This is a genomic window from Corynebacterium sp. HMSC035E02 (genome assembly GCF_001836065.1).
Classification (GTDB): domain Bacteria; phylum Actinomycetota; class Actinomycetes; order Mycobacteriales; family Mycobacteriaceae; genus Corynebacterium; species Corynebacterium hiratae.
On the sequence record NZ_KV827293.1, the window covers coordinates 55,194 to 78,717 of the forward strand.

Annotated in this window: 21 protein-coding genes; 13 read left to right on the plus strand and 8 right to left on the minus strand. The window is 63.0% G+C overall.

Annotated features, from left to right (window positions below; translation table 11 throughout):
- Positions 1-96: 96 nt before the first annotated feature.
- Complete coding sequence (locus HMPREF2635_RS01165) at positions 97-513, minus strand: methylenetetrahydrofolate--tRNA-(uracil-5-)-methyltransferase (protein WP_046647128.1); 417 nt, start codon at positions 511-513, stop codon at positions 97-99.
- A gap of 162 nt (positions 514-675) precedes the next feature.
- On the opposite strand from HMPREF2635_RS01165, the gene HMPREF2635_RS01170 reads away from it, so the two are divergent.
- The 3 genes from HMPREF2635_RS01170 to HMPREF2635_RS01180 are packed head-to-tail and all read left to right on the plus strand — an operon-like array spanning position 676 to position 3,649.
- Positions 676-1,458, plus strand: a complete 783-nt coding sequence (locus tag HMPREF2635_RS01170) for a phosphoadenylyl-sulfate reductase (RefSeq protein WP_070821128.1) — start codon at positions 676-678, stop codon at positions 1,456-1,458.
- Positions 1,458-2,354, plus strand: a complete 897-nt coding sequence (cysD, locus tag HMPREF2635_RS01175) for a sulfate adenylyltransferase subunit CysD (RefSeq protein ID WP_010188641.1) — start codon at positions 1,458-1,460, stop codon at positions 2,352-2,354. Before HMPREF2635_RS01170 ends, cysD begins: the two co-directional genes overlap by 1 nt.
- A complete protein-coding gene (locus HMPREF2635_RS01180) occupies positions 2,354-3,649 on the plus strand; it encodes a sulfate adenylyltransferase subunit 1 (protein WP_070821129.1) in 1,296 nt (431 codons plus the stop codon). The genes cysD and HMPREF2635_RS01180 overlap by 1 nt, the downstream gene beginning before the upstream one ends.
- 18 nt (positions 3,650-3,667) lie before the next feature.
- Here HMPREF2635_RS01180 and HMPREF2635_RS01185 read toward each other — a convergent pair whose 3' ends face one another.
- Positions 3,668-4,300, minus strand: a complete 633-nt coding sequence (locus HMPREF2635_RS01185; protein ID WP_070821130.1) for an LppP/LprE family lipoprotein — start codon at positions 4,298-4,300, stop codon at positions 3,668-3,670.
- 59 nt (positions 4,301-4,359) lie between these two features.
- Entirely contained in the window at positions 4,360-4,851 is a 492-nt protein-coding gene (locus HMPREF2635_RS01190) for an LppP/LprE family lipoprotein (RefSeq protein WP_070821131.1), read from the minus strand.
- A gap of 111 nt (positions 4,852-4,962) precedes the next feature.
- Between HMPREF2635_RS01190 and HMPREF2635_RS01195 the strand changes: the two genes are divergently transcribed.
- The gene (locus tag HMPREF2635_RS01195) at positions 4,963-5,541 is read left to right on the plus strand and encodes a nucleosidase (RefSeq protein ID WP_046647134.1); all 579 of its coding nucleotides are present in this window, start codon (positions 4,963-4,965) and stop codon (positions 5,539-5,541) included.
- A gap of 127 nt (positions 5,542-5,668) precedes the next feature.
- On the opposite strand, the gene HMPREF2635_RS01200 is transcribed toward HMPREF2635_RS01195, so the two are convergent.
- From HMPREF2635_RS01200 to HMPREF2635_RS01210, 3 genes are all read right to left on the minus strand, one after another.
- Positions 5,669-6,934, minus strand: coding sequence for an AI-2E family transporter (locus tag HMPREF2635_RS01200; RefSeq protein ID WP_246824818.1), 1,266 nt, complete (start codon positions 6,932-6,934; stop codon positions 5,669-5,671).
- A 35-nt stretch (positions 6,935-6,969) separates the two neighbouring features.
- Positions 6,970-10,416, minus strand: a complete 3,447-nt coding sequence (locus HMPREF2635_RS01205; RefSeq protein WP_070517692.1) for a bifunctional proline dehydrogenase/L-glutamate gamma-semialdehyde dehydrogenase — start codon at positions 10,414-10,416, stop codon at positions 6,970-6,972.
- Positions 10,417-10,826: 410 nt separating this feature from the next.
- Positions 10,827-11,936, minus strand: coding sequence for an ABC transporter substrate-binding protein (locus HMPREF2635_RS01210; protein ID WP_046647137.1), 1,110 nt, complete (start codon positions 11,934-11,936; stop codon positions 10,827-10,829).
- A 161-nt stretch (positions 11,937-12,097) separates the two neighbouring features.
- Here HMPREF2635_RS01210 and HMPREF2635_RS01215 point away from each other — a divergent pair, with 161 nt between their 5' ends.
- The 8 genes from HMPREF2635_RS01215 to HMPREF2635_RS01250 all read left to right on the plus strand — a co-directional run bounded on the left by HMPREF2635_RS01215 (position 12,098) and on the right by HMPREF2635_RS01250 (position 21,254).
- Positions 12,098-13,027, plus strand: a complete 930-nt coding sequence (locus HMPREF2635_RS01215) for a FecCD family ABC transporter permease (protein WP_232745446.1) — start codon at positions 12,098-12,100, stop codon at positions 13,025-13,027.
- The gene (locus tag HMPREF2635_RS01220) at positions 13,024-14,031 is read left to right on the plus strand and encodes a FecCD family ABC transporter permease (RefSeq protein WP_232745432.1); all 1,008 of its coding nucleotides are present in this window, start codon (positions 13,024-13,026) and stop codon (positions 14,029-14,031) included. The genes HMPREF2635_RS01215 and HMPREF2635_RS01220 overlap by 4 nt, the downstream gene beginning before the upstream one ends.
- Position 14,032: 1 nt before the next feature.
- A complete protein-coding gene (locus HMPREF2635_RS01225; protein ID WP_046647139.1) occupies positions 14,033-14,830 on the plus strand; it encodes an ABC transporter ATP-binding protein in 798 nt (265 codons plus the stop codon).
- Positions 14,831-15,060: 230 nt separating this feature from the next.
- The gene (gene dnaK, locus HMPREF2635_RS01230) at positions 15,061-16,905 is read left to right on the plus strand and encodes a molecular chaperone DnaK (RefSeq protein ID WP_070682354.1); all 1,845 of its coding nucleotides are present in this window, start codon (positions 15,061-15,063) and stop codon (positions 16,903-16,905) included.
- A 3-nt stretch (positions 16,906-16,908) separates the two neighbouring features.
- Positions 16,909-17,625 carry a nucleotide exchange factor GrpE gene (gene grpE, locus HMPREF2635_RS01235; protein ID WP_070821132.1) on the plus strand — a complete coding sequence of 239 codons (717 nt, stop codon included), beginning with the start codon at positions 16,909-16,911 and terminating at the stop codon, positions 17,623-17,625.
- Positions 17,626-17,759: 134 nt separating this feature from the next.
- Entirely contained in the window at positions 17,760-18,965 is a 1,206-nt protein-coding gene (gene dnaJ, locus HMPREF2635_RS01240; protein WP_070517690.1) for a molecular chaperone DnaJ, read from the plus strand.
- 13 nt (positions 18,966-18,978) lie between these two features.
- The gene (locus tag HMPREF2635_RS01245; RefSeq protein WP_070821133.1) at positions 18,979-19,401 is read left to right on the plus strand and encodes a heat shock protein transcriptional repressor HspR; all 423 of its coding nucleotides are present in this window, start codon (positions 18,979-18,981) and stop codon (positions 19,399-19,401) included.
- 332 nt (positions 19,402-19,733) lie between these two features.
- Entirely contained in the window at positions 19,734-21,254 is a 1,521-nt protein-coding gene (locus HMPREF2635_RS01250) for an acetaldehyde dehydrogenase ExaC (RefSeq protein ID WP_070821139.1), read from the plus strand.
- Here the strand turns inward: HMPREF2635_RS01250 and HMPREF2635_RS01255 are convergent.
- Both HMPREF2635_RS01255 and HMPREF2635_RS01260 read right to left on the minus strand, forming a co-directional pair.
- The gene (locus HMPREF2635_RS01255; protein ID WP_070821134.1) at positions 21,251-22,402 is read right to left on the minus strand and encodes an alpha/beta hydrolase; all 1,152 of its coding nucleotides are present in this window, start codon (positions 22,400-22,402) and stop codon (positions 21,251-21,253) included. The two genes, HMPREF2635_RS01250 and HMPREF2635_RS01255, sit on opposite strands and share 4 nt — an antisense overlap.
- Entirely contained in the window at positions 22,399-22,659 is a 261-nt protein-coding gene (locus HMPREF2635_RS01260; protein ID WP_070821135.1) for a hypothetical protein, read from the minus strand. The genes HMPREF2635_RS01255 and HMPREF2635_RS01260 overlap by 4 nt, the downstream gene beginning before the upstream one ends.
- A 102-nt stretch (positions 22,660-22,761) precedes the next feature.
- Here HMPREF2635_RS01260 and HMPREF2635_RS01265 point away from each other — a divergent pair.
- Positions 22,762-23,524 (plus strand): carbon-nitrogen hydrolase family protein (locus HMPREF2635_RS01265; RefSeq protein WP_070821136.1); only part of this gene is annotated, 763 nt, incomplete at its 3' end.

A 23,524-nucleotide genomic window follows, 5' to 3' on the forward strand; every position in this document is an offset into this window, starting at 1 on the left:
TCCCGCTAGACGCGAGCGCGTCTAGCGTGGGTATCGGCAGCAGGCTTCCCTTATGGCTGCGCGAGCGACTAGCTCGCGCGCTCGCGCGCCCGCGCGCTAGAAGCAGACCGGCGCGCGCTGCGCCTGTGCCGTGACGGCGGCCCAATCCTCGACGTCGTCGGTGAGCTGGCAGAGGCCTTCCCACGTGGTGATGGCCACGCCGCGGGCCATGAGCTCCAGCAAAACTAGGTGGCGGTCGCCGGAGGCGGAGAGCTGGTTGAGGTCCGTGTGGTTGATGTCCGCGTCCGGGCCAGAGCCCACGCTCACGTTGCCGATGAGCCGCAGGCGCGGCGTTGTCCCCTTCGGGCACGGCGAGGCGGCGGATTCCGCGCCGGACAGTCCCGCGAAACGGCGCAGCAAACCAAACGGCGCGGGGCGCTCGCAGTAGAGGTCCACGCACAGCCCGGCCCTGATGAGCCGTTCGGCGGTGGAGAGCGCTGCGGGGCCGTCCCCGACGATGGCAACACGCTGCATGAGAACCCCTTCAGTTCGTTAGAAGTAGACTGTCTAGTCTGTAAATCTAGTCCGCTCGGTTCATTCTGGCTAATTTTTATTCTTCCTAGTACCCAAGCTCACAGCCCTCGCACCCCTCTGTGGGGCTGCACGCACGCCCAGCTCCCTTTAATGTGAGGAGTCATGACCGAACCGATCAACCTGCTGGACCGCGGCGACTACCGCGACCCCAGCATTAGCCCCGAAGGCACCCGCGACACCGCGCCGCTGGAACCTGCCGTGGCCCAGCGCAACCAGGAACTCGTCGACGAGTGGGCCGATAAGCTCCACGATGCCTCCGCCGACACGATTACCGCCTGGGCCGCCGAGCACGCACCCGGCCGCCTCGCCGTCACGATGTCCATGGAAAACACCGTGCTGGCCGAGCTTGCGCACCAAGCGCACCTCGACGCCGACCTGCTCTTTATCGATACCGGCTGGCACTTTCCGGAGACGTTGGAGGTAGCGGGGGACGTCGCCAAGCGCTATGCGGATCTGCCGCTGGTGACCGTGCGCCCGCTGCTGAGCCCCGAGGAGCAGGACAAGATTTATGGCCCGCGCCTGTATGCGCGCGACGTTGCGGCGTATAACCGCATGCGCAAGGTGGAGCCGCTCAACATGGCCATGGACCCGTACGTCGGGTGGGTTACCGGCCTGCGCCGTGCTGATTCCGAGCACCGCGCGAGTGCCCCGGCACTGAGCCTGGACCGCACGGGCCGGCTGAAGATTTCCCCGATTATTACCTGGGACCTCGACGACACCGACGCTTATATCAAGGCTCACGATCTCATCATCCACCCCCTCACCCTGCAGGGTTACCGCTCCATCGGCTGCGCGCCGTTGACCTTCCCGGTAGGCGAGGGTGAGGATGCGCGCTCCGGGCGTATTTTCGCTGACGGCAAGACAGAATGCGGGTTACACGAATAATGACTCTTTCACCACACCTTAAAGATTTAGAGAACGAATCCCTCCACATCCTGCGCGAAGTCGCCGGGCAATTCGACAAGGTAGGCCTGCTCTTTTCCGGCGGCAAGGACTCCGTCGTCGTCTTCGAGCTCGCCCGCCGCGCCTTTGCGCCCGCTACCGTGCCCTTCGAGCTCATCCACGTGGATACCGGCCACAACTTCCCCGAGGTCATCGACTTCCGCGATCAACTCGTCGCCGAGACCGGCGCGCGCCTGCACGTCGCCCACGTCCAGGATTGGATCGACCGCGGCGACCTCCAAGAGCGCCCCGACGGTACCCGCAACCCGCTGCAGTCCGTGCCGCTGGTGGAGACCATCGCCGAGCGCGGTTACGACGCCGTCCTGGGCGGCGCGCGTCGCGACGAGGAACGCGCCCGCGCCAAGGAGCGCATCTTCTCCATCCGCGATTCCTTCGGCGGCTGGGACCCGCGCCGCCAGCGCCCGGAGCTGTGGGACCTCTACAACGGCGGCAAGATGGCCGGCGAAAACGTTCGCGTCTTCCCCATTTCTAACTGGACTGAGTCCGATATTTGGGAATACATCGGCGCGCGCAACCTGCAGCTTCCCTCCATCTACTATTCGCACCAGCGCGAGGTATTTAACCGCAACGGCATGTGGCTGACCCCGGGCGAATGGGGCGGCCCGCGCGAGGATGAGCCGCTGGAGACTCGCACCGTGCGCTACCGCACCGTGGGCGATATGTCCTGCACCGGTGCCGTGGAATCCACCGCCGCCTCGCCTGATGAGGTGCTCGCGGAAATCTCCATTTCCACCCTGTCCGAGCGCGGTGCCACCCGCGCCGATGACAAATTGTCCGAGTCCGCCATGGAGGACCGCAAGAAGGAAGGCTACTTCTGATGACGACCACCACCCTTGCGCCGAATGTCGGCGCGCTCAAGCAGCGCGATACCCTGCGCCTGTGCACCGCCGGTTCCGTCGATGACGGCAAGTCCACCTTCGTGGGCCGCCTGCTCTATGACACCAAGTCCGTGCTCGCGGACCAGGTGGAATCCATGGAGCGCTCCTCTGCCGACCGCGGTTTCGACGGCATGGACCTGTCTCTGCTTGTCGACGGCCTCCGTGCCGAACGCGAGCAGGGCATCACCATCGACGTGGCCTACCGTTACTTCGCCACCGACAAGCGCACTTTCATCCTCGCCGATACCCCGGGGCACGTGCAGTACACGCGCAATACGGTGACCGGCATGTCCACGTCCCAGGTGGTGGTGCTGCTTGTCGACGCCCGCAATGGCGTCGTCGAACAAACCCGCCGCCACCTCAACGTGGCAGCACTCTTGGGCGTGCGCCACGTCATCCTGGGAGTGAACAAGATCGACCTGGTGGACTTCGACGAGGCCACGTTCCGCGCGATTGAGGCGGAGTTCAACGAGGTCGCCGCGCGCCTGGGCATTACGGATTCGGTGGTCATCCCGATTTCTGCGCTCAAGGGCGATAACGTGGTGGAACGCTCCACCAACATGGACTGGTACGAGGGCCCGACGGTCCTCGACACGCTGGAGACCGTCCCCGTGGCCACCGGTCGCGCCGACGACTTGGACTTGCGTTTCCCTATCCAGTACGTCATCCGCGAGCATGCCTCTGACTACCGCGGCTATGCCGGGCGCGTGAAGGCCGGGCACGTGGCGGTGGGGGATGAGGTGACGCTGCCGGGCGGGCGCACCTCGACGGTCACCGCGATCGATACCACCGATGGTCCGCTTGGCTCGGATGAGGCCGCGCGCGCCGGCGATTCCGTGGTTCTGCGGCTGGCCGACGAGATCGACCTGGCCCGCGGTGACCTCATCGCCGGTTCGCAGCGCCCGGAGGAGGTACGCGAATTCGGCGCCACCGCGGTGGTCCTCACGGACAAGGAGCTGCGCGCGGGCCAGATGGTGAAGCTGCGTTATGGTGCCGCGCTGGTCAAGGCCCGCGTGGCCTCGGTCGATCGGGTGCTGGATTTGGATGGCGTGGCCGATGTCGAGGCTCCGGAGTCCGCGGCGCTCAATGACATCGCCTACATCACCGTCCAAACACAAGCGGAGCTTCCCGTGGAGGACTACGCCGCCCGCGGCGCGGTGGGCAATTTCCTGCTCATCGATCAGTCGAGCGGCAACACGCTGGCCGCTGGCTTCGTGGGCCAGCGTCTGCGCTAACGGTTGCGAACCGCCGCGCTAGCTTGTCGGCGGGACGTCGCCAGACATGATGACCTTCTGCTGGCCGTCGTCCCAACGGAAGCCGGCATGCGTTTCGCCGGTGTGCCCCGCATTGGATTCGCCCTCGCGCGGCCAGTGGTAGGTCACGGCGATTTCGTTGCCGCTGACCTGCTCGACGGTGGGGAAGAAACCATAGGGCTCGGCGGTGGCGGTGCCCAGGTACTCGCCCTTGTGGAAGAGCATGATGTGGTACGGCGAGGAGGACGTTCCGCGCTCGATGCTGATGGTCTGCCAGCTCAGCTCCGCGCAGGGATCGAACTGCGAGAAATCCACCAGCGTCCAGTTGTTGTCATTCCACGGTGGAACCGTGCCAATGCCTGATTCATAGGCCGCGTGGGCGTCGATATCCTGGCAGGATTCCGCATCGTCTGTAGGGGACTCGGCGGGCAACGTCGGCGAGGCACCCGCGGCCGATGAAGCGGGGCCTTCGGCGCCCTCTGCGCTTTCCGAAGTGTTGTCCGCCGCGCTGTTCTGCACGGAATTGAACATCGGCGAGTCCGCAGAATCCTGCGCCGCGTTGTCCTGGGAACAGGCGGCCAGCGGGAAGCAGATAACGGCAGCGCCCAGGAGGGCGACGGCGGACCTAAGCATTGATGTTCCTTCCTTAAATTGTGCGCCTCATATAAGGCGCACGACTGGCTCTATCTTATCTAGCCCATCGGCGGAACATCGCCGCTCATGATGACTTTCTGCTGGGCCTCGTCCCAACGGAAGCCAGCGTGTGTCTCGCCCGTCGGTGCGGCATTGGCATCGCCTTCTTGTGGCCAGTGGTAGGTCACGGAAATCTCGTTGCCATTGATCCGCTCCACGCTGGGGAAGAAACCATAAGGCTCAGCGGTGGCGGTGCCGAGGTACTGGCCGTAGTGGAAGAGCATGATGTGGTGCGGCGAGGAGGCAGTGCCTCCCTTAATGGAAATGGTCTGCCAGCTCAGCTCCGCGCACGGGTCGAAGTGGGAGGAATCAACCAGTGCCCAGTTGTGGCCAGTCCACTGCGGAATCTGGGCGATGTTGTCGTTGAAAGCCGCCTGGGCGTTTCCTGCCTCGCAGACTACGGGGCTGGCCTGGGCTTCTTCAGGGGTGCTGCACGCGATAAGGGGGAAGCAGAGCAGTGCCGCTGCGGCGAATACTCGTGGGGTGAACATGGTGTTCTCCTTTCTGAGGTCTCGGTGTGGTTCCAGACCCTACAAGTGGCCGCAACGCTCAGAACAGAGACGTGGAGAGCATTCCTCGGGCCAGCGGGTAGTCTCGCAGGCATGGAGAATCTTTCTGGTCGTACCTTGTTCGTCGCCGCCGTGGACGCTGAAGCCACGCATGTGCCGGAAGGAGCGCCGCTGCTCATCACAGGTATTGGCACGGTGCCCGCCGCCATCGAGCTGACGGCGGTTTTGGCCTCAGCGCAGCAGCTGCCGGAGCGCGTCATCAATATCGGTACTGCGGGCGCGCTTCGCGACGATCTCGCTGGCGTCTTCGAGATCTCCCACGTTCGCAAGCACGACTTCCACCTGGAGGTGCTCAGCGACGTCTCCCGTTATCTCCTCCCCGAGGTCATTGAATTAGAGACCTCCGGAAAGCTGCCCACTGAGACTCTGGCGACGGGCGATTCCTTCATCTCGGACACCCCTACCCGCACGCGCCTTGCCCAAGATTCCGCGCTGTGCGATATGGAGGGCTACGCCATCGCCGCGGTGTGCCGAAAGTTCGGTGTGCCGTGCACGTTGCTCAAGCAGGTATCGGATACCGCGAATGAGGAATCCTACGGCTCGTGGGCTTCGGTGCTCGATCGCGCCGCGGAGGAGCTGGCCGTCGCTTTTGGCACGGTAACCGCAGACTAGGCCCTACATACGACAACTGCCCTAGCCGCCAAAGTTATGCCCCGCCATTGAAGCGGGAGCACTGGTTTTGGCAGATAGGGCAGTTATACGGCCAGGGAGAGCCATGAAAGCTGCGCTGCAGCTTTGGCTAGCGGGCGCTGCTGGCTTCCAGCTTCTCGTAGAGCTCCATGACGGTGTCGTGGCCCTCTGACGTAGAAATCTTGATGTTCTTGGCTTCGATCTCGCCGGCGCGCAGGCTGGCCATCTCCTGGTGATAGCGGAAAACCACGGCAATGGTGGCCGCCACCGGGACGGCCAGGAAAGCGCCGATGATGCCCGCCAGGGCGGAACCCACGGTCACGGAGAGCAGCACCATTGCTGCGTGCAGTCCCATGGCCTTGGACTGCAGCATCGGCTGGAGCACGTTGCCCTCCACCTGCTGGACAATGATGATGAGGGCAAGTGCCAAGAGGGCCTTGGTGAGGCCATCTGAAACCAGCGCGATGATGACGGCCAAAGCACCCGCAGTGACCGCACCGATGACTGGGATGAAGCTGGCGAAGAAGGTCACCACGCCGATGACGAGAGCCAGCGGAACCTGGAGGACCCAGAGGCCGAGGCCGATGAGGAGGCCGTCGACAGCCGCGACGGCTGCTTGTGCCTGAATGAAGCCGGACAGCGTATTCCACACGCGAGTCAGCAGCTCAGTGGCGTGCCAGCCCGCGGAGTAGCCGGAGTAGGTGCGCAGCCACGGCAGGAACTTATCGCCGTCCTTGAGGATGAAGAAGGCGACGAAGAGCATGATGGCGAGCGCCATGGCGATGGAGCTGGCCATCGATACACCGGAAATCACCCCGGTGGCGATGTTGGAAGCTTGGCCCTTGAGGAAAGCCATGGCGTCATCCAACACTTCCTGGACCTTCGCTGCATCAATCTCAATGGGCAGGTCCTTGGCCATATCGACGAGCTTGTTCAAGCCGCCCTCAGCTTGGCTGACCAGGGACGCACCCTGAGAGGAGACCACCGGGGCCATCGCTGCGAAGACACCGCCGATGATGGCCAAAAAGCCCAGCAGCGTGGTGATGGCGGCCAGCGCGCGGGGGAATTTGTGCGCACGCAACCAGTTGGTCACGGGGAAGAGCACCGTGCACACCAAAATGGCCAAGATGACCGGCAGCAGGCCTACCCAGATGAACTTCAGCAGGTAGCCGGCCAGGCCGACGCCTGCGACCACGATGATGAAGATCAGGCAGATCTTCGCCAGAGAAATGGCATCGCGGCCGAGGACACGGGACTTGTCGTCGGTCTCTGAGGGGTGGAGGGTGGCTTCTTCATTGATGGGCTTCGCCACCGCGTCGGAGGCCTCAGTGTGCTGGGCGTCCGAAGCGGTGGCATCACCGGTGTTTTGACTCATGCGCTCTATCTTCTCATATGAGCGCAGGAAACGAGCTATGCGCGGATGCTGCTTACCTGGCGAATGATGCCGAAGCGGTGCATCGTCACCGAGACTGCCTGCTCAAGGAGGAAGGGCAGAAGCTCGCGGCGGCCATCGGCCAACACGGGCTGATCCAAGACCACGGAGTTGGATTCCACCGCCGCCTCAAAGAGGCCCGGCTCCACGGAGCCAACGACGCGCACGCGGCCCGATTCCAGGCGAGCGACCTCGCGGGCAAAGGTTTCTGCCTCCACGGCGTCGACCTTAAAGCCCAGTCCACGCAGCTCCGCAGCCTTCTCCGGGGCGGCGCTGAAGCGCACCGGGGAGTCGGTGCGGGTGGCGGCGAGGGCGAGGCGGGAGACGTCGCGAAGCGCGGCGTCGGAGGCAATGCGCACCTGCAGCGGGGTCAGCACCGGGCGGTAGCGGAAGACGTTGGCCTCGCAGACCAGGCCGGAGCGGTCGTGCTTGCGGCCGAACTCCTGCTGCCAGGCCAGCTCGTCGAGCTCTGCTGCGCGCCACAGCCAGGCGGTGTCCTCCTCCGAGAGATCGAGGTCACCGAAGGCACGCAGCTGGGCCGCCACCGGCTGCGAAATATCCACGTCGAAGGGGCGCAGCGGGCCCTCGGACCAGGTGCCGAACTGTGCGACATAGTTCGGGCCGCCGGCCTTGGCACCCGGGCCCATGACGGACTGCTTCCAGCCGCCGAAGGACTGGCGTTGCACAATCGCGCCGGTAATACCGCGGTTGACGTAGGCGTTGCCCACCTCGACGCGCTCGAGCCAGTAATCGATCTCATCGTTATCCAGCGTGTGGATGCCGCCGGTGAGGCCATAGCCGGTGGAGTTCTGCCACTCGATGGCCTCCTCCAGGGTCTCCGCGTGCATGATGCCAAGCACCGGGCCGAAGCACTCGTTGACGTGGAACCAGGAACCCGGGCGCACGTTATCGCGAATACCCGGCGACCACAGGGTGCCTTCCTCGTTGAGCTTCTTCGGCTTCACCAGCCACTTTTCACCCGGCTCCAGCTGGGTCAGGCCGCGCAGCAGCTTCTCACCCGGGGCTTCGGCCAGGCCATTCATCGTCGTCGTGATGTCGTAGCCGGGGCCGGGGATGAGGGTCTTGACGGCGTCGACAAGCTGGGAGCGCAGGCGTTGCGACTCGCCGGCCGCGCCGACAAAGATAACCAGGGAGGAGGCCGAGCACTTCTGACCAGAGTGGCCGAAGGCAGAGAGGTAGAGGTCCTGAATGGCCAGGTCCGGGTCCGCGGACGGAGTGATGATGAGCGCGTTCTTGCCGGAGGTCTCCGCCATGATGTTGAGCTCCGGCTTCCAGGAGCGGAAGAGCTTGCCGGTATCGGAAGCGCCCGTGAGGATGACGGCGTCGACGTCGGCGTGGGAGACCAGAGCGCGGCCGGCGTCGCCCTCGTCGGTGAAGACGAGCTGGACCAGATCCGGGTCGAGGCCCTGTGCCTCGAGGCCGGCGCGGAAGGCGTCCACGACAAGCTTCGCACAGTGCACGACCTGCGGCGCAGGCTTGATGATGACGGCGGAACCCGCGGCCAGAGCGGCCGCGATGCCGCCGGTGGGGATGGCCACCGGGAAGTTCCACGGCGGGGTCACCACGGTCACGCGGTAGGGCGTGAACTCGGCGGCGTAGTTCTCCAGCAGGCGCGCGGACTGCGCGTAGTAGGTGCAGAAGTCGATGGCCTCGGAGATTTCCGGGTCGGTCTGGGTCACCGTCTTATTGGCCTCGTAGGCGGCCACGGAGATGAACTCGCCGCGGCGGTTGGCCAGCTCATCGGCCACGGCCTCGAGCGCGCGGGCGCGGTCCTCGGCAGGACGGGAGCCCCACTCGGCGCCGAGCTCGGCGGCGCGGGCCACGTGCTTGTCGACGTCGTTGGTGTCCGTCACCTGCTCCACGCCATGCGCGCCGGGGTCGGTGCCCAGAGCCTGGATGGCCCACTCGCGGTTGGGCTCCAGGGCCGGGTCGGTATCCGGTTCGTTGGCAAAACGTCCGGTGCGCGGAGCCTGGCGGCCGGCTGCGTGCGTGGCTTCCTCCAGACGGTTCTGGGTGCGGCGCGGGCCGGCGAAGGTATCCCAGCGCTGCGCGACGGCCTCGCGGAAGACCTCCTCCTGGTCCTTCAGCGCCTGCTCCTCCGGGGCGAAGAGGGCGTAGAGGAAGTTCTGCGGAGCGGAGTTCTCCTCCAAGCGGCGCACCAGGTAGGAGACGGCGACGTCGAAGTCCTCCATGTGCACCACCGGGGTGTAGAGGATCTGGCGGCCCTCGAAGGCCTCGCGGACCGCGGTCTGCTGGGCCGGGGACATGCCTTGGAGCATCTCGGAATCCATCATGCGCATCACGCCGCGCTTGGTGCCCAGCTTGTAGGCAAACGCCGCGGTGTAGAGGTTGTGGGTGGCCACGCCGATGCGCACGCAATCGGCGAACTCGGGGCGCAGGATGTAGTCGAGCAGGCGGTAGTAGTTGGCGTCCACCTCATCCTTGGTGGCATAGGGCGCTGCCGGCCAGCCGTGGATCTCGCCCTGGACGTGCTCCATGGAAAGGTTTGCGCCCTTGACGATGCGAATCTTGATGTGGGAGCCGCCCTCGGCCACGCGCTGCTTAGCGAACTCGGCGAGGTGCGTCAGAGCGTCGAAGGTATCCGGCAGGTAGGCCTGCAGCACGATGCCGGCCTCGAGGTTGATGAACTCCGGCTCGCTGAGCAGCTCGGTGAACAGGCGCACGGTGAGGTGGAGGTCGTGGTATTCCTCCATATCCAGGTTGATGAAGACCTTGTCCGGGCGGCGCGCGGCGGCCTCGTACAGCGGGCGCAGGCGCTCCTTGAGGCGGACCAAGGAACCCTCGATATCCCAGGGGTTGAGCTGGGCCACCATGGAGGAAGCCTTGACGGACACGTAGGTCACGCGCGGGTTCTTGATGAGCTTGAGGGTGCGCTCAGCGCGGGAGCGCGCTTCCGCATCACCCAGCACGGCCTCGCCGAGGAGGTTGAGGTTGAGTTGCTCGCCGGACTCGGCGGCCTTGTCCAGGGTCTTGTTCAGGGCATCGCTCTCAGCGTCGAGGACCAGGTGGCCGACCATCTGGCGCATGCGCATGCGGGCCAGCGGCATGACCAGGTTGGGCAGGATCGGGCCGAAGAAGCCACCCAGGCCCACCAGCGATCCGTTGATGAGGCCGAGGAAGGAAGCATCGTAGGTGGTGGTGACGGACTTCAGTGCGTGGGCGGCTACCTTGTCATCTTCGGGGCGCATGACGCGGTCGACGAAGTCCATGGTGAAGGCCACTCCGTCCGGGTTGCGCAATAAGTCAGCGAGCTGTTCTGTGGCCGGATCCTGTTCGTCGGCAGTGGAGGCGAGCCAGGAGTGGGCTTGGGCCGCGGCGGCGTCGATCAGCGCGGCGTCGATGTCGGTGGATTCGGGCACGGGGGTATGAGCATCGTTAGTCATGGATTACAACCTTTATGGGTCTCAAGGCACACTGGTACAGCCTTATGGAATGCGGAAAGAACACAAACTATCGAGTCCAGCAGTTGCTCAAGCTCTGTGCGGCGCTGATTAGCCTGTCCAGTTTGTGTGATAAGAGGGCTTACTTAACGTTGGCGTGCACAACTGGAGGCCGGTCGGAAGAACGACGCTGTCTAATGAAGTAAGCATTCATATGTGACCACCCTTCTTGCGTGGGGAAACGGCCAAGCGGTGGCTTGGCCGGGCCAGCGAAAAATAGGCGCCTTTAACATGGTCCGCCACACAGTGGGTGCAGACATGTAACCCATCTCGCTTATATGAAAGCTAGCCCCTTATGTTGGGGTGAGTCAATCCCACAGGTGTTGTTTTGAGGGGAGGTTGCTACCCCCGTGTTAGTGACTGAGATACTCCGTGAGATCTGTCGCGATCTTCTGTGCGCCCATTGGACCTAGGCCGAGTGCCCACGTATCGTCGCTGACCTCGATAGCATGGCCGTCTTTAACCGCTGGAAGCTGCTGGAACGCCGCAGTGGAAATGGCGGTGTCTTGGCCGGTGGCGGAGGGATCTCCGTAGCTGCAGTAGAAGATGTAGTCGGCGTCCGCTTGGTCAATGTTCTCCGGTGAGATTTCTGCAGCGAGCTCTTCGATGTCCTGGTTGGCGGGGCGGGCGAGGCCGGCGTCATCAAGCACCGTTCCAATGAGTGAAAGGCGCCCGTAGAGGCGTACTTTGCCCGGCATGAAGCGCAGAATGGTGACGGTGGTGTCTTCGCTAGCTGGCCCGTCCTTAATGACCTTCTTTACTTCTTCGATCTTCTTGTCGTAGTCGGCCATGACTTGTTCGGTGCGCTCTTCCTCGCCGAGGGCTTCACCGATCAGGTGGAAGTTTTCTTTCCAAGTGTACCCAGGGCGAATCGAGAAAACGGTAGGCGCGATGGAGCTGAATTGGTCATAATACTTATCCATGCGCAGCTGCGAGCCGATGATGAGGTCCGGTTGTAGTGAGGCGATCTTTTCCATATTGACTTCGTTGATCGTGCCTACCGTTTCGATGTCACTTGCTTTGTCGGCCATGTAATCGGGGACGGGGTTCTGACCCTTAGACGTGGTCATGCCGACTGGCTTCATGCCAAGGGCAAGGACGGAGTCGAGCTCGCCGCTTTCGAGAACGACTACTCGTTGAGGCTTCTCTTTGAGCTCGGTCGTACCACGGGCATGTGTGACGGTGCGGGGGAACTGGCCGGGAGCTGCATCGCTGCCAAAGGATTGGGTCTTCTCTCTGGCTCCAGCAAAGCCCTCGCCACCAGTTGCCACGGAGTCATTTCCTGCGGCGGAGTTGGATTTTCCTGTTTCCTTCTCTGCTGGAGAGGATGAGCTGGACCCGCCGGTGTTTGAATCGGCGTTTTCGAGGCTGGCGCAACCGGTGAGAGCTAGCGCTGCGGTAAGGCCAACAGCGGTAAGGCGGAGGAGTGGGATGTGAGACGCGATTTTCTTTCGAGTAGTCATAAAAGGTAGCCTAACCTAAATTAGGTCAAGCTAAGGAAACGTGAGCGTATGAAGGTGTTTGGGTGGTGTTGGTGATTGAGCAGGGGGTGCACACCGGAAAGGGAAATACTCGGCGTCTTGGTCGGGTAGTAGTTGCTGGCCTTGCCATTCTCTGTATCGGCGTGGGGCTGTCGCTGGCGTTGGGGGCGCGCAGCATTCCTTTCAGTGACGTGTTGGCCGCCCTTCGAGGTCAGCCTGGTATAGCTTCCTCGATCGTGTGGGAGAGGCGGCTTCCCCGTACTCTCGTGGCCGTTTGTGCGGGCTGTGCTTTGGCTCTCGCTGGTGCAGTTCTGCAGATTATGACGCGCAACCCTTTGGCAGATACCGGAGTTTTCGGGATTAACGTAGGCGCCAGCTTGGCCGCGGCCATTGCTCTGGGCTGGTGGGGGTGGCAATCACCTTTTGCTTTTTCGCTCGCAGCCATCATCGGTGCGGCAGTGACCATGCTGCTGGTCACCGCGGTAGGGCGTGGCAGAGCTGGCGATGTTGATCCGCTGAGACTGATTCTTGCAGGTGTAGCCATCGGGGCGGTATGTGAAGGGCTTTCCTCCGCTCTCATCCTGGTAGATCCGCACTCTTTTGCACGTATCCGCGCGTGGGTGACGGGCTCTGTTGACGTGGCCTCGTGGACACCGGTGGCGATTACAGCCGGCGGGTTAGCAGTTGGTGTGGTGCTGCTGATTGCCTTTGCGCGCCATTTGCCGCCCCTTGCTCTGGGGGATGACGTTGCGGCGGGTCTCGGTATCAACCTCAAACTGACTCGTTTGGGACTTGTCGCGGCGGTAACAGTGTTGGCTGCTACCGCTACCGCAGCGGCGGGGGTGATTGTATTTGTCGGATTAGTCATCCCGCATGTTGTCAGGCTGTGCGGGATATATGAAGAACGGGCACAGCTTGTCGCCGCTGCCGTGGTGGGGCCTTTGTTTTTGTTGGGAGCCGATATTGTGGGGCGCTACCTCACTGCTGCTGAGTTGCCGGCTGGCGTCACGGTGTCGCTCATTGGTGCCCCAGTATTGATTGCGCTGTCCCATCGCGCTGGAAGGAGGCTGTGATTGTGAGCGTGAGAAGTGTTTTGTCCTTTACGGGCATTGTGATCGTCGCGCTGGCTATTGCTGCCTATTCGCTCTTCTCGCCTGGTGCCGGGCAAGAAAGCGCAGCGTTGTGGTCCGTGGCTACGAATCCCAATAGCACTGACTTTGCGGCCACCGTCGTGTGGCAATGGCGTGCTCCGCGGGTGGTTGCTGCGATTGTCGTAGGAATGTGTTTGGGCATAGCGGGCGCCATCTTTCAGATCCTTACTCACAATCCTCTGGGGTCGCCCGACATCATCGGGTTTAATACCGGTGCCTATACCGGTGTCATCGCGGTTTCCTTGGCGGGCTTTAGCTCCGCGTTCAACATTGCGCTAGGCGCATTGGTGGGTGGGGCTCTCACTGCGTTACTCATCATGGGGCTTTCATTTGCAGGAAGGCTTACGGGAGCAAGACTGATTGTGGTGGGGATTGGAGTGACGTTCTTTCTTTCAGCAATAAACAAGTGGTTGATTCTTAGCGGTGAGTTGGAGCAATCCTTAGGCGCGGCGACTTGGGCTGCTGGAACATTGAATGCTGTGTCCTGGGCACGAGTTATTCCATTGGGGGTGCTGGGAGGCGCGGCGTGCGTCGCTGGGTTGCTGCTGCGTGGCTGGTGCGACGCGCTTGCCCTGGGGGATAGCGCGGCGAGTGCGTTGGGGTTGAACGTGAGTCGTGCACGTGTGGTGATGGTTCTGGTTGGCACAGTTCTTGTCGCTGTATCGACGGCGATAGCGGGTCCAATCTCATTTATCGCCCTCGCGGCCCCGCATATGGCTCGGTTGCTCTCGCGTCCAGACAGGACACCGGTGTTGCTCTCTGGAGTCCTCGGTGCTCTTTTCTTGCTCGCTGCCGACTTAGCAGGGCAGCGACTGTTTTTCCCAATTACTCTGCCTGCCGGTCTTATTACGGTGTGCGCCGGTGGCATCTATCTGGCGGGTCTGCTGCTGTGGCAATCCCGAGCTGCCGGAATGAAAGGTCAGTAAAGTGAACCAGCAAAAAGTATGTGACGGTGCGCCGAGCGTGCGGGCTGAGGGGGTGAGCATGTCCTACGGGAGGACTGCCCCGCTAATTCTCGACTCGGTGGATGTGTCTTTTCCGGCCGGGAAATTCACTGCCATTATCGGTCCCAATGGTTGTGGAAAATCCACTTTGGTCAAGGTGTTGGCGCGGTTGGAAACACCGAACGCGGGCGCGGTGCGCATTGGCGAACAAGATGCAGCCGCATTCTCTCGGCGAAGCTACGCTCGGCGCGTCGCCGTGATGTCGCAGCAATCCATAGCTCCCGAAGGGATCAATGTCAGGGAACTGGTCGCGCGCGGGCGCTTCGCCCACCAAGGATTTATGGGGTGGAGGAGTCAGGAGGACGAGCGTGCTGTTAGTCGCGCGCTAGCAAAGGTAGGCCTTGAAGAACTGGAGACGGCCGAGGTAGCGGCGTTGTCTGGTGGTCAGCGTCAGCGTGCTTGGCTGGCTATGGCCCTCGCCCAGGAAACGCCTGTGCTCTTCTTGGATGAGCCAACGAGCGCTCTTGACATCGGATACCAGCATTCCTTCATGCGGCTGATGCGACAGCTGGCAGGAAACAAAACCCTCATTGCGGTCATTCATGACTTGGCGCATGTATTGCGCTATGCGGATCGCGTCGTGGCGATGAAAGATGGAAAGGTGTGGGACGCGGGCGTGCCGCGCGACGTCATTACCCCTGCCCTTATTGAGGAACTCTATGGGCTGACAGTCCGCGTTGTAGATGTGGACGGTGAGCCAGCAATCGTCCCTGTGGGGTGAGTTTCCGCCAAACCGGTTTTGTTTTCCCAGCGTGTGGGCGGTAATTAAAAAAAGTTGAGTGGATCGGGAACAACTTTGGGTTTGCCCGCGTTGTGTAGGTTGAGTGACCGGCGCTCAGGTTTGGATGACAATGGGTGCCGCTTCTGTTAGAGTTCAACCCTGAACGCGGCGGAAGTTGAGTCGCGCACTATCAACTTAAAAACAAACCCCAACTAGCAAGGAGAAACATCATGGGACGCGCAGTAGGAATTGACCTCGGTACCACCAACTCGGTCGTATCCGTACTGGAAGGTGGCGAGGCCACCGTTATCGCTAACTCGGAGGGATCCCGCACCACCCCGTCCGTCGTGGCTTTCGCTAAGAACGGCGAAATCCTCGTCGGCCAGTCCGCGAAGAACCAGGCGGTCACCAACGTTGACCGCACCATCCGCTCCGTCAAGCGCCACATCGGCACTGACTGGACCATCGACATCGATGACAAGAAGTACACCCCGCAGGAGATTTCGGCCCGCACGCTCATGAAGCTGAAGCGCGACGCCGAGGCTTACCTGGGTGAGGACGTTACCGACGCCGTTATTACCGTCCCGGCTTACTTCGAGGACTCCCAGCGCCAGGCCACCAAGGAGGCCGGTCAGATTGCAGGCCTCAACGTCCTGCGCATCGTTAACGAGCCGACCGCCGCTGCACTGGCCTACGGCCTGGAGAAGGGCGAGCAGGAGCAGACCATCCTGGTCTTCGACCTCGGTGGCGGTACCTTCGACGTCTCCCTGCTGGAGATCGGCGACGGTGTGGTCGAGGTTATGGCTACCGCTGGTGACAACCAGCTCGGTGGTGACGACTGGGACCAGCGCATCGTCGACTGGCTCGTGGATAAGTTCAAGGCTTCCCAGGGCGTTGACCTGACCAAGGATAAGCGCGCCGTCCAGCGCCTGCGTGAGGCAGCTGAGAAGGCCAAGATTGAGCTGTCCTCCTCCCAGTCCGCCAACATCAACCTGCCGTACATCACGGTGGACGCGGAGAAGAACCCGCTCTTCCTGGATGAGACCCTGTCCCGCACCGAGTTCCAGAAGATCACCCAGGACCTGCTGGACCGCACCAAGGAGCCGTTCAACCAGGTCATCAAGGACGCTGGCCTGTCCCTCTCCCAGGTTGACCACGTGGTTCTCGTCGGTGGTTCCACCCGTATGCCGGCCGTGTCCGACCTGGTCAAGGAGATGACCGGCAAGGACCCGAACAAGGGCGTTAACCCGGATGAGGTCGTGGCAGTCGGCGCTGCTCTCCAGGCTGGCGTGCTGCGCGGTGAGGTCAAGGACGTGCTGCTTCTCGACGTCACCCCGCTCTCCCTCGGCATCGAGACCAAGGGTGGCGTGATGACCAAGCTCATCGAGCGCAACACCACCATCCCGACCAAGAAGTCCGAGACCTTCACCACGGCTGATGACAACCAGCCTTCCGTGCAGATTCAGGTCTACCAGGGCGAGCGCGAGATGGCTTCCGCCAACAAGCTGCTCGGCTCCTTCGAGCTCGGCGGCATTGCCCCGGCACCGCGCGGTGTACCGCAGATTGAGGTCACCTTCGACATCGACGCCAACGGTATCGTCTCCGTTTCCGCTAAGGACAAGGCCACCGGCAAGGAAAACACCATCAAGATTCAGGATGGTTCCGGCCTGTCCCAGGAAGAGATTGACCGCATGGTCAAGGATGCCGAGGCACACGCCGAGGAGGACAAGAAGCGCCGCGAGGAGCAGGAGACCCGCAACCAGGCGGAGTCCACTTCCTACCAGACCCGCAAGTTCATGGATGAGAACTCCGACAAGCTGCCGGAGGATCTGAAGAACCGCGTGACCGAGGCTGCCGATGCCGTCGATGAGGCGCTCAAGGGCGATGACATCGAGGCGATTAAGTCGGCCGTCGAGAAGCTCGGCACCGAGTCCCAGGAGCTGGGCAAGGCCCTGTACGAGGCACAGGCTGCTGAGGCAGGCGCCGAGGGTGCCGCTGCTGGCGAGACCGCTGGTGACCCGAACGTCGTCGACGCCGAGGTTGTCGACGAGGACGACGAGAACAAGGAGAAGTAAACCATGACCTCCCCTCAGGACCCGGGCAACCCGGCCAATACCGACCCTGAGGCAACCTCCGCTGAGGCTGCGGAGGCTGCCGCCGCCGAGGCTGCTTCTGCCGACGGCGTCGTGGATGACGCCACGACGAACACTGCTGAGGCGCAGGCCGATGCTGCCACTGCGAACACCGCTGAGGCAGAGGCCGCGGTAGAGGATGCCGCCCGCGACATCACCGATGAAGCGGCCGCCGGTGAGGACGCCAGCGCTGAGAACTCCCTGGAGGCTCAGCTGGCTGAGCGCACCGAGGATCTGCAGCGTCTCAACGCGGAGTACACCAACTACCGCCGTCGCACTGAGCGTGACCGTCAGGCCGTGATTGAGACCACCAAGGCCAAGGTCTTGGCAGACTTCCTGCCAATCCTTGATGACATGGAGCTCGCGCGCCAGCACGGTGACCTCAACGAGGGGCCGCTCAAGGCCATCGCGGACAAGCTCACGGGAGTGCTGACCAAAAACCAGCTGACCCCGTTCGGCGCCGAGGGCGATGCTTTCGACCCCGAGGTGCACGAAGCAGTCCAGGACCTCTCGACTGGTGACGAGCAGGTCATCGGCACGGTTCTGCGCCGCGGCTACACGGTGGGGGAGCGCGTCGTGCGCACCGCCATGGTGATTATCGCCGACCCCGCCGAGTCAGCCGATGCCGCTGACAGTCCGGATACCCCGGATAACGCAGAATAGGTATCGCAGGTGGCGTCAGGGCTCAGTGTTCCTTGGCGCCACTCTTCTTTTCACTAGTTAGTTAGCATTTTTACTTAGCAAAAAATCTTAAGACCCAACCGTTTATCGATTCTCCTGAAAGGAGGAGATGCCCAGTGAACGCTAAGCCAGAATGGGCAGACAAGGATTATTACGCGGACCTGGGGGTCTCCTCATCCGCTACCGCCGAAGAGATTAAGCACGCTTACCGCAAGCTGGCCCGCCAGAACCACCCCGATGCCAACCCGGATAACCCCGCGGCGGCGGAGAAATTCAAGCAGGTGGCCGAAGCCTATGATGTGCTGTCTGATAAAGCTACCCGCAAGGACTATGACGAGTTCAAGGCCATGATGCGCGGCGGTGGCTTTGGGCGGAGAGGAGGCGCCGGGTTTCCCGGCGGGTTTCGATCCACGCACATGGGTGGACCGGGTGCGCAAGACTTCGACCTCTCGGACATCTTCGGAGGATCCGCTCGAGGAGCGTCTCAAGGCGGCGGTCTGGGGGATATCTTCGGTGGCGTTTTCAACCGCGGCGGTGGTGCTGGCCACACAGCTCGGCCGTCGCGGGGGGCCGACGTCGAAACGCACATAACCCTCGACTTCCGCGAGGCGGCCAAGGGGACCACTATCCCGCTGCAGCTGAGCGGCGAAGCCCCCTGCACCACGTGTCACGGTTCCGGGTCCAAGACCGGCAAGCTGTCGACGTGCTCGACGTGTGATGGCACCGGGTTCACCTCGGAACAGCGCGGCTCCTTCGGTTTCTCGGCGCCGTGTACCGACTGTGGGGGCACTGGCCAGCGCGCGGAGGATCCGTGCGCGGATTGCTCTGGCACCGGAACGGTACACCGCACCCGCTCGATTACGGTGCGTATCCCTGCCGGGGTTATCGATGGCCAAAAGGTGCGCCTGGCTGGCCAGGGCGAAGCGGGGCCGAACGGCACCCCGTCCGGCGATCTCTTCGTGGCGGTCACGGTAAAACCCGACAAGGTCTTCACCCGGGAAGGCGATGACCTACACGTCACCGTCCCCGTCTCCTTTGCGGAGCTGGCCTTGGGTGACACCATTACGGTGCCAACCCTCGATTCGCCCGTGCGCGTCAAGGTACCGGCGGGAACGCCCGACGGGCGCACGCTGCGCGTCAAGGGCCGCGGCGTGGCCAAGCGTGGTGGCAAGGCCGGCGACCTCATGGTGACCGTGCAGGTCACCGTGCCCTCCACATTGGATGCTGCGGCCTCCTCGGCACTGCGCAGCTACGCGCAGGCGGAGAAGGACTCCGGATTTGATCCGCGTGCCGGCTGGGCCGGCAACACGGTGACGCGCTAGTAGGAGGTGTGAGATGAGCAAGGACGACACAAATCGAACCGATGCGGCCCAGCCCAAGGCGATGTACGTCATCTCTGTAGCCGCGGAACTATCCGGCATGCACGCTCAAACCCTGCGCACGTATGACCGGATGGGGCTGGTCTCCCCGGCCCGCACCTCCGGGGGTGGGCGCCGCTATTCCGAGAGCGACATCGAGCTCTTGCGCAAGATTCAGGCACTCTCGCAAGATGATGGCGTGAATCTGGCCGGCATCAAATCCATCATCGAGCTGACTGCGGAACGGGACCGCCTCGCGGCCGAGCGCGATGAGCTGCAGGCGGAGGTCGAGCGCCTGCGCAGCCAAGCCCGACCATCGCGCGGCGAGCTGGTTCACGTACCGCGTTCTACCTCCGTGGTGATGTGGACGCCGCGGCGCAACCGCCGCCGGGACAGCTAGGCACTTCCCCTCCTTCAGGGAGGGGGTTCTTTTCGTTTTGAGCCAGTCGGCCTGAGGCTCCGCGCTCTCCACTTAATAAGTGCCCGAGTTGCCAAAGATCCACGGTCCAGAGCAATTGTGGGCATGATCTTTGGCAACTCGGGCACTTTTTCTGGCGGCAACCGTCCAGAAGAAAAAGCTTTCCCTGTAGAAAACGTGAGTTTGTTGAAAAATAGCGCTACACTCGCACCCAACGTTGTGTGGCCTGTCACATTCCTTGGAGAATGTGTCCAGTGAACCACTGGTGAAGGCGCAACGGAAACCCTTAAGACAACAAGAAAGGTGCGATGACCATGACTTTGTACGCTAACCCCGGAACCGCAGACGCCATCGTCAACTACCGCGAGCGCTACGACAACTACATCGGCGGCGAGTGGGTACCGCCGCTCGACGGCGAATACATGGACAACATCACCCCGGTTACCGGTGAGGTCTTCTGCCAGGTTGCCCGCGGCAAGGAGGCGGATATCAACCTGGCCATTGACGCTGCGGAGAAGGCTTTCGAGACCTTCGGTAAGACCACCCCGGCAGAGCGCGCGCTTCTGCTGCACCGCATCGCTGACCGCATCGAGGAGAACTTGGAAAAGATCGCCGTCGCGGAGACCTGGGAGAACGGCAAGGCCGTGCGCGAGACCCTCGCCGCCGACATCCCGCTGGCGGTCGACCACTTCCGCTACTTCGCCGGCGCCATCCGCGCGCAGGAGGGCCGCCTGTCGCAGATTGACCAGGACACTGTGGCTTACCACTTCCACGAGCCGCTGGGCGTTGTGGGCCAGATTATCCCGTGGAACTTCCCGCTGCTCATGGCAGCGTGGAAGATCGCGCCGGCGCTGGCTGCGGGCAACACCATCGTGATGAAGCCCGCCGAGCAGACCCCGGCCTCCATCCTGCTGCTCATTGAGATCATTGAGGACCTTCTGCCGAAGGGCGTGCTCAACATCGTCAACGGTGTAGGTGAGGAAGCAGGCGTGGCGTTGTCCACCTCGGATCGCATCGCCAAGATTGCCTTCACCGGCTCCACCCCGGTGGGCAAGATCATTAACAAGGCCGCTGCGGACAAGGTCATCCCGGTCACCCTGGAGCTCGGCGGCAAGTCGCCGTCTATCTTCTTCGCGGACATCATGGACAAGGACGATGCCTACCTGGAGAAGTGCGTCGAGGGCTTCGTCATGTTCGCCCTCAACCAGGGTGAGGTCTGCACCTGCCCATCGCGCGCGCTGATTCACGAGGACATTGCGGACAAGTTCCTGGAGATGGCCGTGGAGCGCGTGAAGAAGATCAAGATCGGCCACCCGCTCGATACCGAAACGATGATGGGCGCGCAGGCATCCCAGGAGCAGATGGACAAGATCACCGAATACCTTGAGATCGGCCCGAAGGAAGGCGCGGAAACCCTCATCGGTGGCCACGTGAACAAGGTGGAAGGCTTGGAGAACGGCTACTACATTGAGCCGACCGTCTTCCGTGGAACCAATGACATGCGCATCTTCCGCGAGGAAATTTTCGGTCCGGTGCTCTCCGTGGCTACATTCAAGGACTTCGAGGAAGCCATCCAGATTGCCAACGACACCAACTTCGGCCTCGGCGCCGGTGTGTGGTCGCGCCACCAGAACACCTGCTACCGCGCCGGCCGCGAAATCCAGGCCGGCCGCGTGTGGGTCAACCACTACCACGTGTACCCCGCCCACAGTGCGTTCGGTGGTTACAAGGAGTCCGGCATCGGCCGCGAGAACCACCTCATGATGCTCGCTCACTACCAGGAGACCAAGAACATGCTGGTGTCCTACTCTGAGGAGCAGGCTGGCCTGTTCTAATACCTGCTGGCTATGACCCCCAGACCCCGCAGAAATGCGGGGTCTTTCCAATAGGAGCCATGATCGCCCGGTAGCCCGCTCGCGCCCGGCACCGCGGTGGCGCCGAAGGCAGGGGAGGAAGGATCTGGGCCGTGGATGCCGCCGCGCGGTCCGGTGGTGGCGGCGATCGGATCCTCGGCGTTGCGTGCGCTCCAAACCCGGCCGTGCAGTTGCGAGGCGTGAGCTACGGAGGCGCCCGGGCTGCCGACGAGAACGACGTCATCCGCAACATAGTCCTGCTGCGCAGCCTTGCCCGCCACTACGGACCCATAGGAGTAGCCGATCACCATGTGTTGGGCACCAGGGAAGCGTTGCCGCAGGGCGCGCTGGAAGCGGATGAGTTCAGTAGCGCCGCGGCGCGCCGGCTCCTCGTGTGCCGCGCGGGACAGCGAGGTGGGGGCAGCATAGCCAATCCACGCCACGGCGGGCCCATGCGTGGCGTGGGCGATGGCCCGGGCGCGCTCCACTGCGGTGGGCCAGCTGCCAGGCTCGGAGGAGCCGACCCCGCCCACAAACGTGCTGACTTGGGCCGCGTGCGTGCCGATATTCTCTGGGTCGACGAGCACCACCAGCCGTCCGGGACTGGCCTCCAGCACGGTGAGGTCCGGATTAGCTGCAACCAGGGAGCGGACCTCCTCGCTGGCCATGGTCAGCTGGACCTCATGCAATTCCGCCAGGGATAGCTCGCTGAAATCCTCCAGGCGGGTCGGCGGCTCACCCAGCTCCGGGGTGCACAAGGCGTTCAGCTGGCGGGCGCAGGCCCAGTCGAGGGCGTCGGCCAGCGTGTCGAGGTGCCCCAGCACCGCGCTGGCGGGCTCCGTAAGAGCGGGAACCACAGCGAGCCGAAGGGCTCGGGCGCGCAGCTGCTCAATCCGCTCCATCAACGGCGCATAAAGGCTCACGATGTGTGCCGCCACGCGCATCTGCTGCGCCGGCCCCCGCAGTGCATCGGTGGCGCTGTGGAGGGTGCCGCGCGCTGCGTCCGCGGCCGCCCCAGAAATCGATAGCGCTACCCAATGATGGTGTGACGCATCGATATAGCGGGCAAGCTCAGCGGCATAATCCTCCAAACGGTAAGCCTCCGCGCGCAATGCCTCTGCTGCGCTCATTGGGTGTCTCCCAAGAAAGAGGAAAGCTCCGCATCGACACCCTGGGCTGCACCCACGAAGCGGTCAAGCTCCTCCAACTGGGCTCGCCGCGCACCCTCGCTGAGCCTTCGTGACTCCTCCCACCGCGCGCCGAGGATCTCCAAGGCACGTGCGGTCCGGGGAGGCTTCCGCACCGAGGGCAACGCGGTGGGGGAGGAATGGTCGAGGAGGGAGCGGATATGCTGGCGGGCACCGCGGTCAATAGCGAGATGGTTCATGGCATCGAGACTGCGTCAGCAGCCCACCCGCCGTAAAGGAGGGTAGTGCCGAATCCGCGAAATCTGTGGATAACTAGTCCGGGCTCGTCTACCGTGGGCCGCATGAAGGTAGCAGCAGTTCAATTGACCAGCACCGGGGACGTTGAGAAGAACCTCTCCGTAGCGCTTGACAAGATTCAGGAAGTCGCGGATAACGGCGCGCAGCTCATCGTCCTGCCGGAAGCTACCACCCAAAGCTTCGATTCTGGGCGCCTCGATACGAACGCGGAGGGGCTCGATGGCCCCACCGCCACCGCCGTGCGCGCCCTAGCGGAAGAACTCGGCGTGTACGTGGTCCTGGGAATGTTCGCCCCGGCGGATACCGTCGAGCGCGGTGAGAAAACCATCAACCGTGTGGCCAACGTTGCGCTCATCGCCGGGCCCGGAGTCCTCAGCGGTTACGAGAAAATCCACACCTACGATGCCTTCAAATACAAGGAATCCGATACCGTCCGGCCGGGTGAATCACTCGTTACCTTCGAGGCCGGGAGCCTCACTGTGGGTGTGGCCACCTGTTATGACATCCGCTTCCCCGAGCAGTTTAAGGAACTCGCCCGCCAGGGCGCCCAGCTCATCGTCGTGCCCACCAGCTGGGCGGATGGCCCGGGCAAGCTGGAACAGTGGCGCCTGCTCAGCGCGGCGCGCGCGCTCGATTCCACGACCTACATCCTGGCGGCTGGCCAGGCTCGCCCCGGCGGCGAGGCCAAGGCGGGCCAGGCCTCTGGGCCGACTGGTATCGGGCACTCTGTTCTCGTGGCGCCAGATGGCACGCGTCTTGCTGAAGCCGGCTATGAGCAAGAAATCCTCTATGGCGAGGTGGACCCAG

Excerpts from the sequence above, each read along its gene's own strand:
- dnaK (WP_070682354.1), top strand. The coding sequence starts at position 15,061 with ATGGGACGCGCAGTAGGAATTGACCTCGGTACCACCAACTCGGTCGTA.
- HMPREF2635_RS01185 (WP_070821130.1), bottom strand. The coding sequence starts at position 4,300 with ATGCTTAGGTCCGCCGTCGCCCTCCTGGGCGCTGCCGTTATCTGCTTC.
- HMPREF2635_RS01245 (WP_070821133.1), top strand. The coding sequence starts at position 18,979 with ATGAGCAAGGACGACACAAATCGAACCGATGCGGCCCAGCCCAAGGCG.
- HMPREF2635_RS01200 (WP_246824818.1), bottom strand. The coding sequence starts at position 6,934 with ATGAGTCAAAACACCGGTGATGCCACCGCTTCGGACGCCCAGCACACT.
- HMPREF2635_RS01170 (WP_070821128.1), top strand. The coding sequence starts at position 676 with ATGACCGAACCGATCAACCTGCTGGACCGCGGCGACTACCGCGACCCC.
- HMPREF2635_RS01210 (WP_046647137.1), bottom strand. The coding sequence starts at position 11,936 with ATGACTACTCGAAAGAAAATCGCGTCTCACATCCCACTCCTCCGCCTT.
- HMPREF2635_RS01190 (WP_070821131.1), bottom strand. The coding sequence starts at position 4,851 with ATGTTCACCCCACGAGTATTCGCCGCAGCGGCACTGCTCTGCTTCCCC.
- HMPREF2635_RS01180 (WP_070821129.1), top strand. The coding sequence starts at position 2,354 with ATGACGACCACCACCCTTGCGCCGAATGTCGGCGCGCTCAAGCAGCGC.
- HMPREF2635_RS01165 (WP_046647128.1), bottom strand. The coding sequence starts at position 513 with ATGCAGCGTGTTGCCATCGTCGGGGACGGCCCCGCAGCGCTCTCCACC.
- HMPREF2635_RS01250 (WP_070821139.1), top strand. The coding sequence starts at position 19,734 with ATGACTTTGTACGCTAACCCCGGAACCGCAGACGCCATCGTCAACTAC.
- grpE (WP_070821132.1), top strand. The coding sequence starts at position 16,909 with ATGACCTCCCCTCAGGACCCGGGCAACCCGGCCAATACCGACCCTGAG.
- cysD (WP_010188641.1), top strand. The coding sequence starts at position 1,458 with ATGACTCTTTCACCACACCTTAAAGATTTAGAGAACGAATCCCTCCAC.
- HMPREF2635_RS01205 (WP_070517692.1), bottom strand. The coding sequence starts at position 10,416 with ATGACTAACGATGCTCATACCCCCGTGCCCGAATCCACCGACATCGAC.
- HMPREF2635_RS01255 (WP_070821134.1), bottom strand. The coding sequence starts at position 22,402 with ATGAGCGCAGCAGAGGCATTGCGCGCGGAGGCTTACCGTTTGGAGGAT.
- HMPREF2635_RS01260 (WP_070821135.1), bottom strand. The coding sequence starts at position 22,659 with ATGAACCATCTCGCTATTGACCGCGGTGCCCGCCAGCATATCCGCTCC.
- HMPREF2635_RS01195 (WP_046647134.1), top strand. The coding sequence starts at position 4,963 with ATGGAGAATCTTTCTGGTCGTACCTTGTTCGTCGCCGCCGTGGACGCT.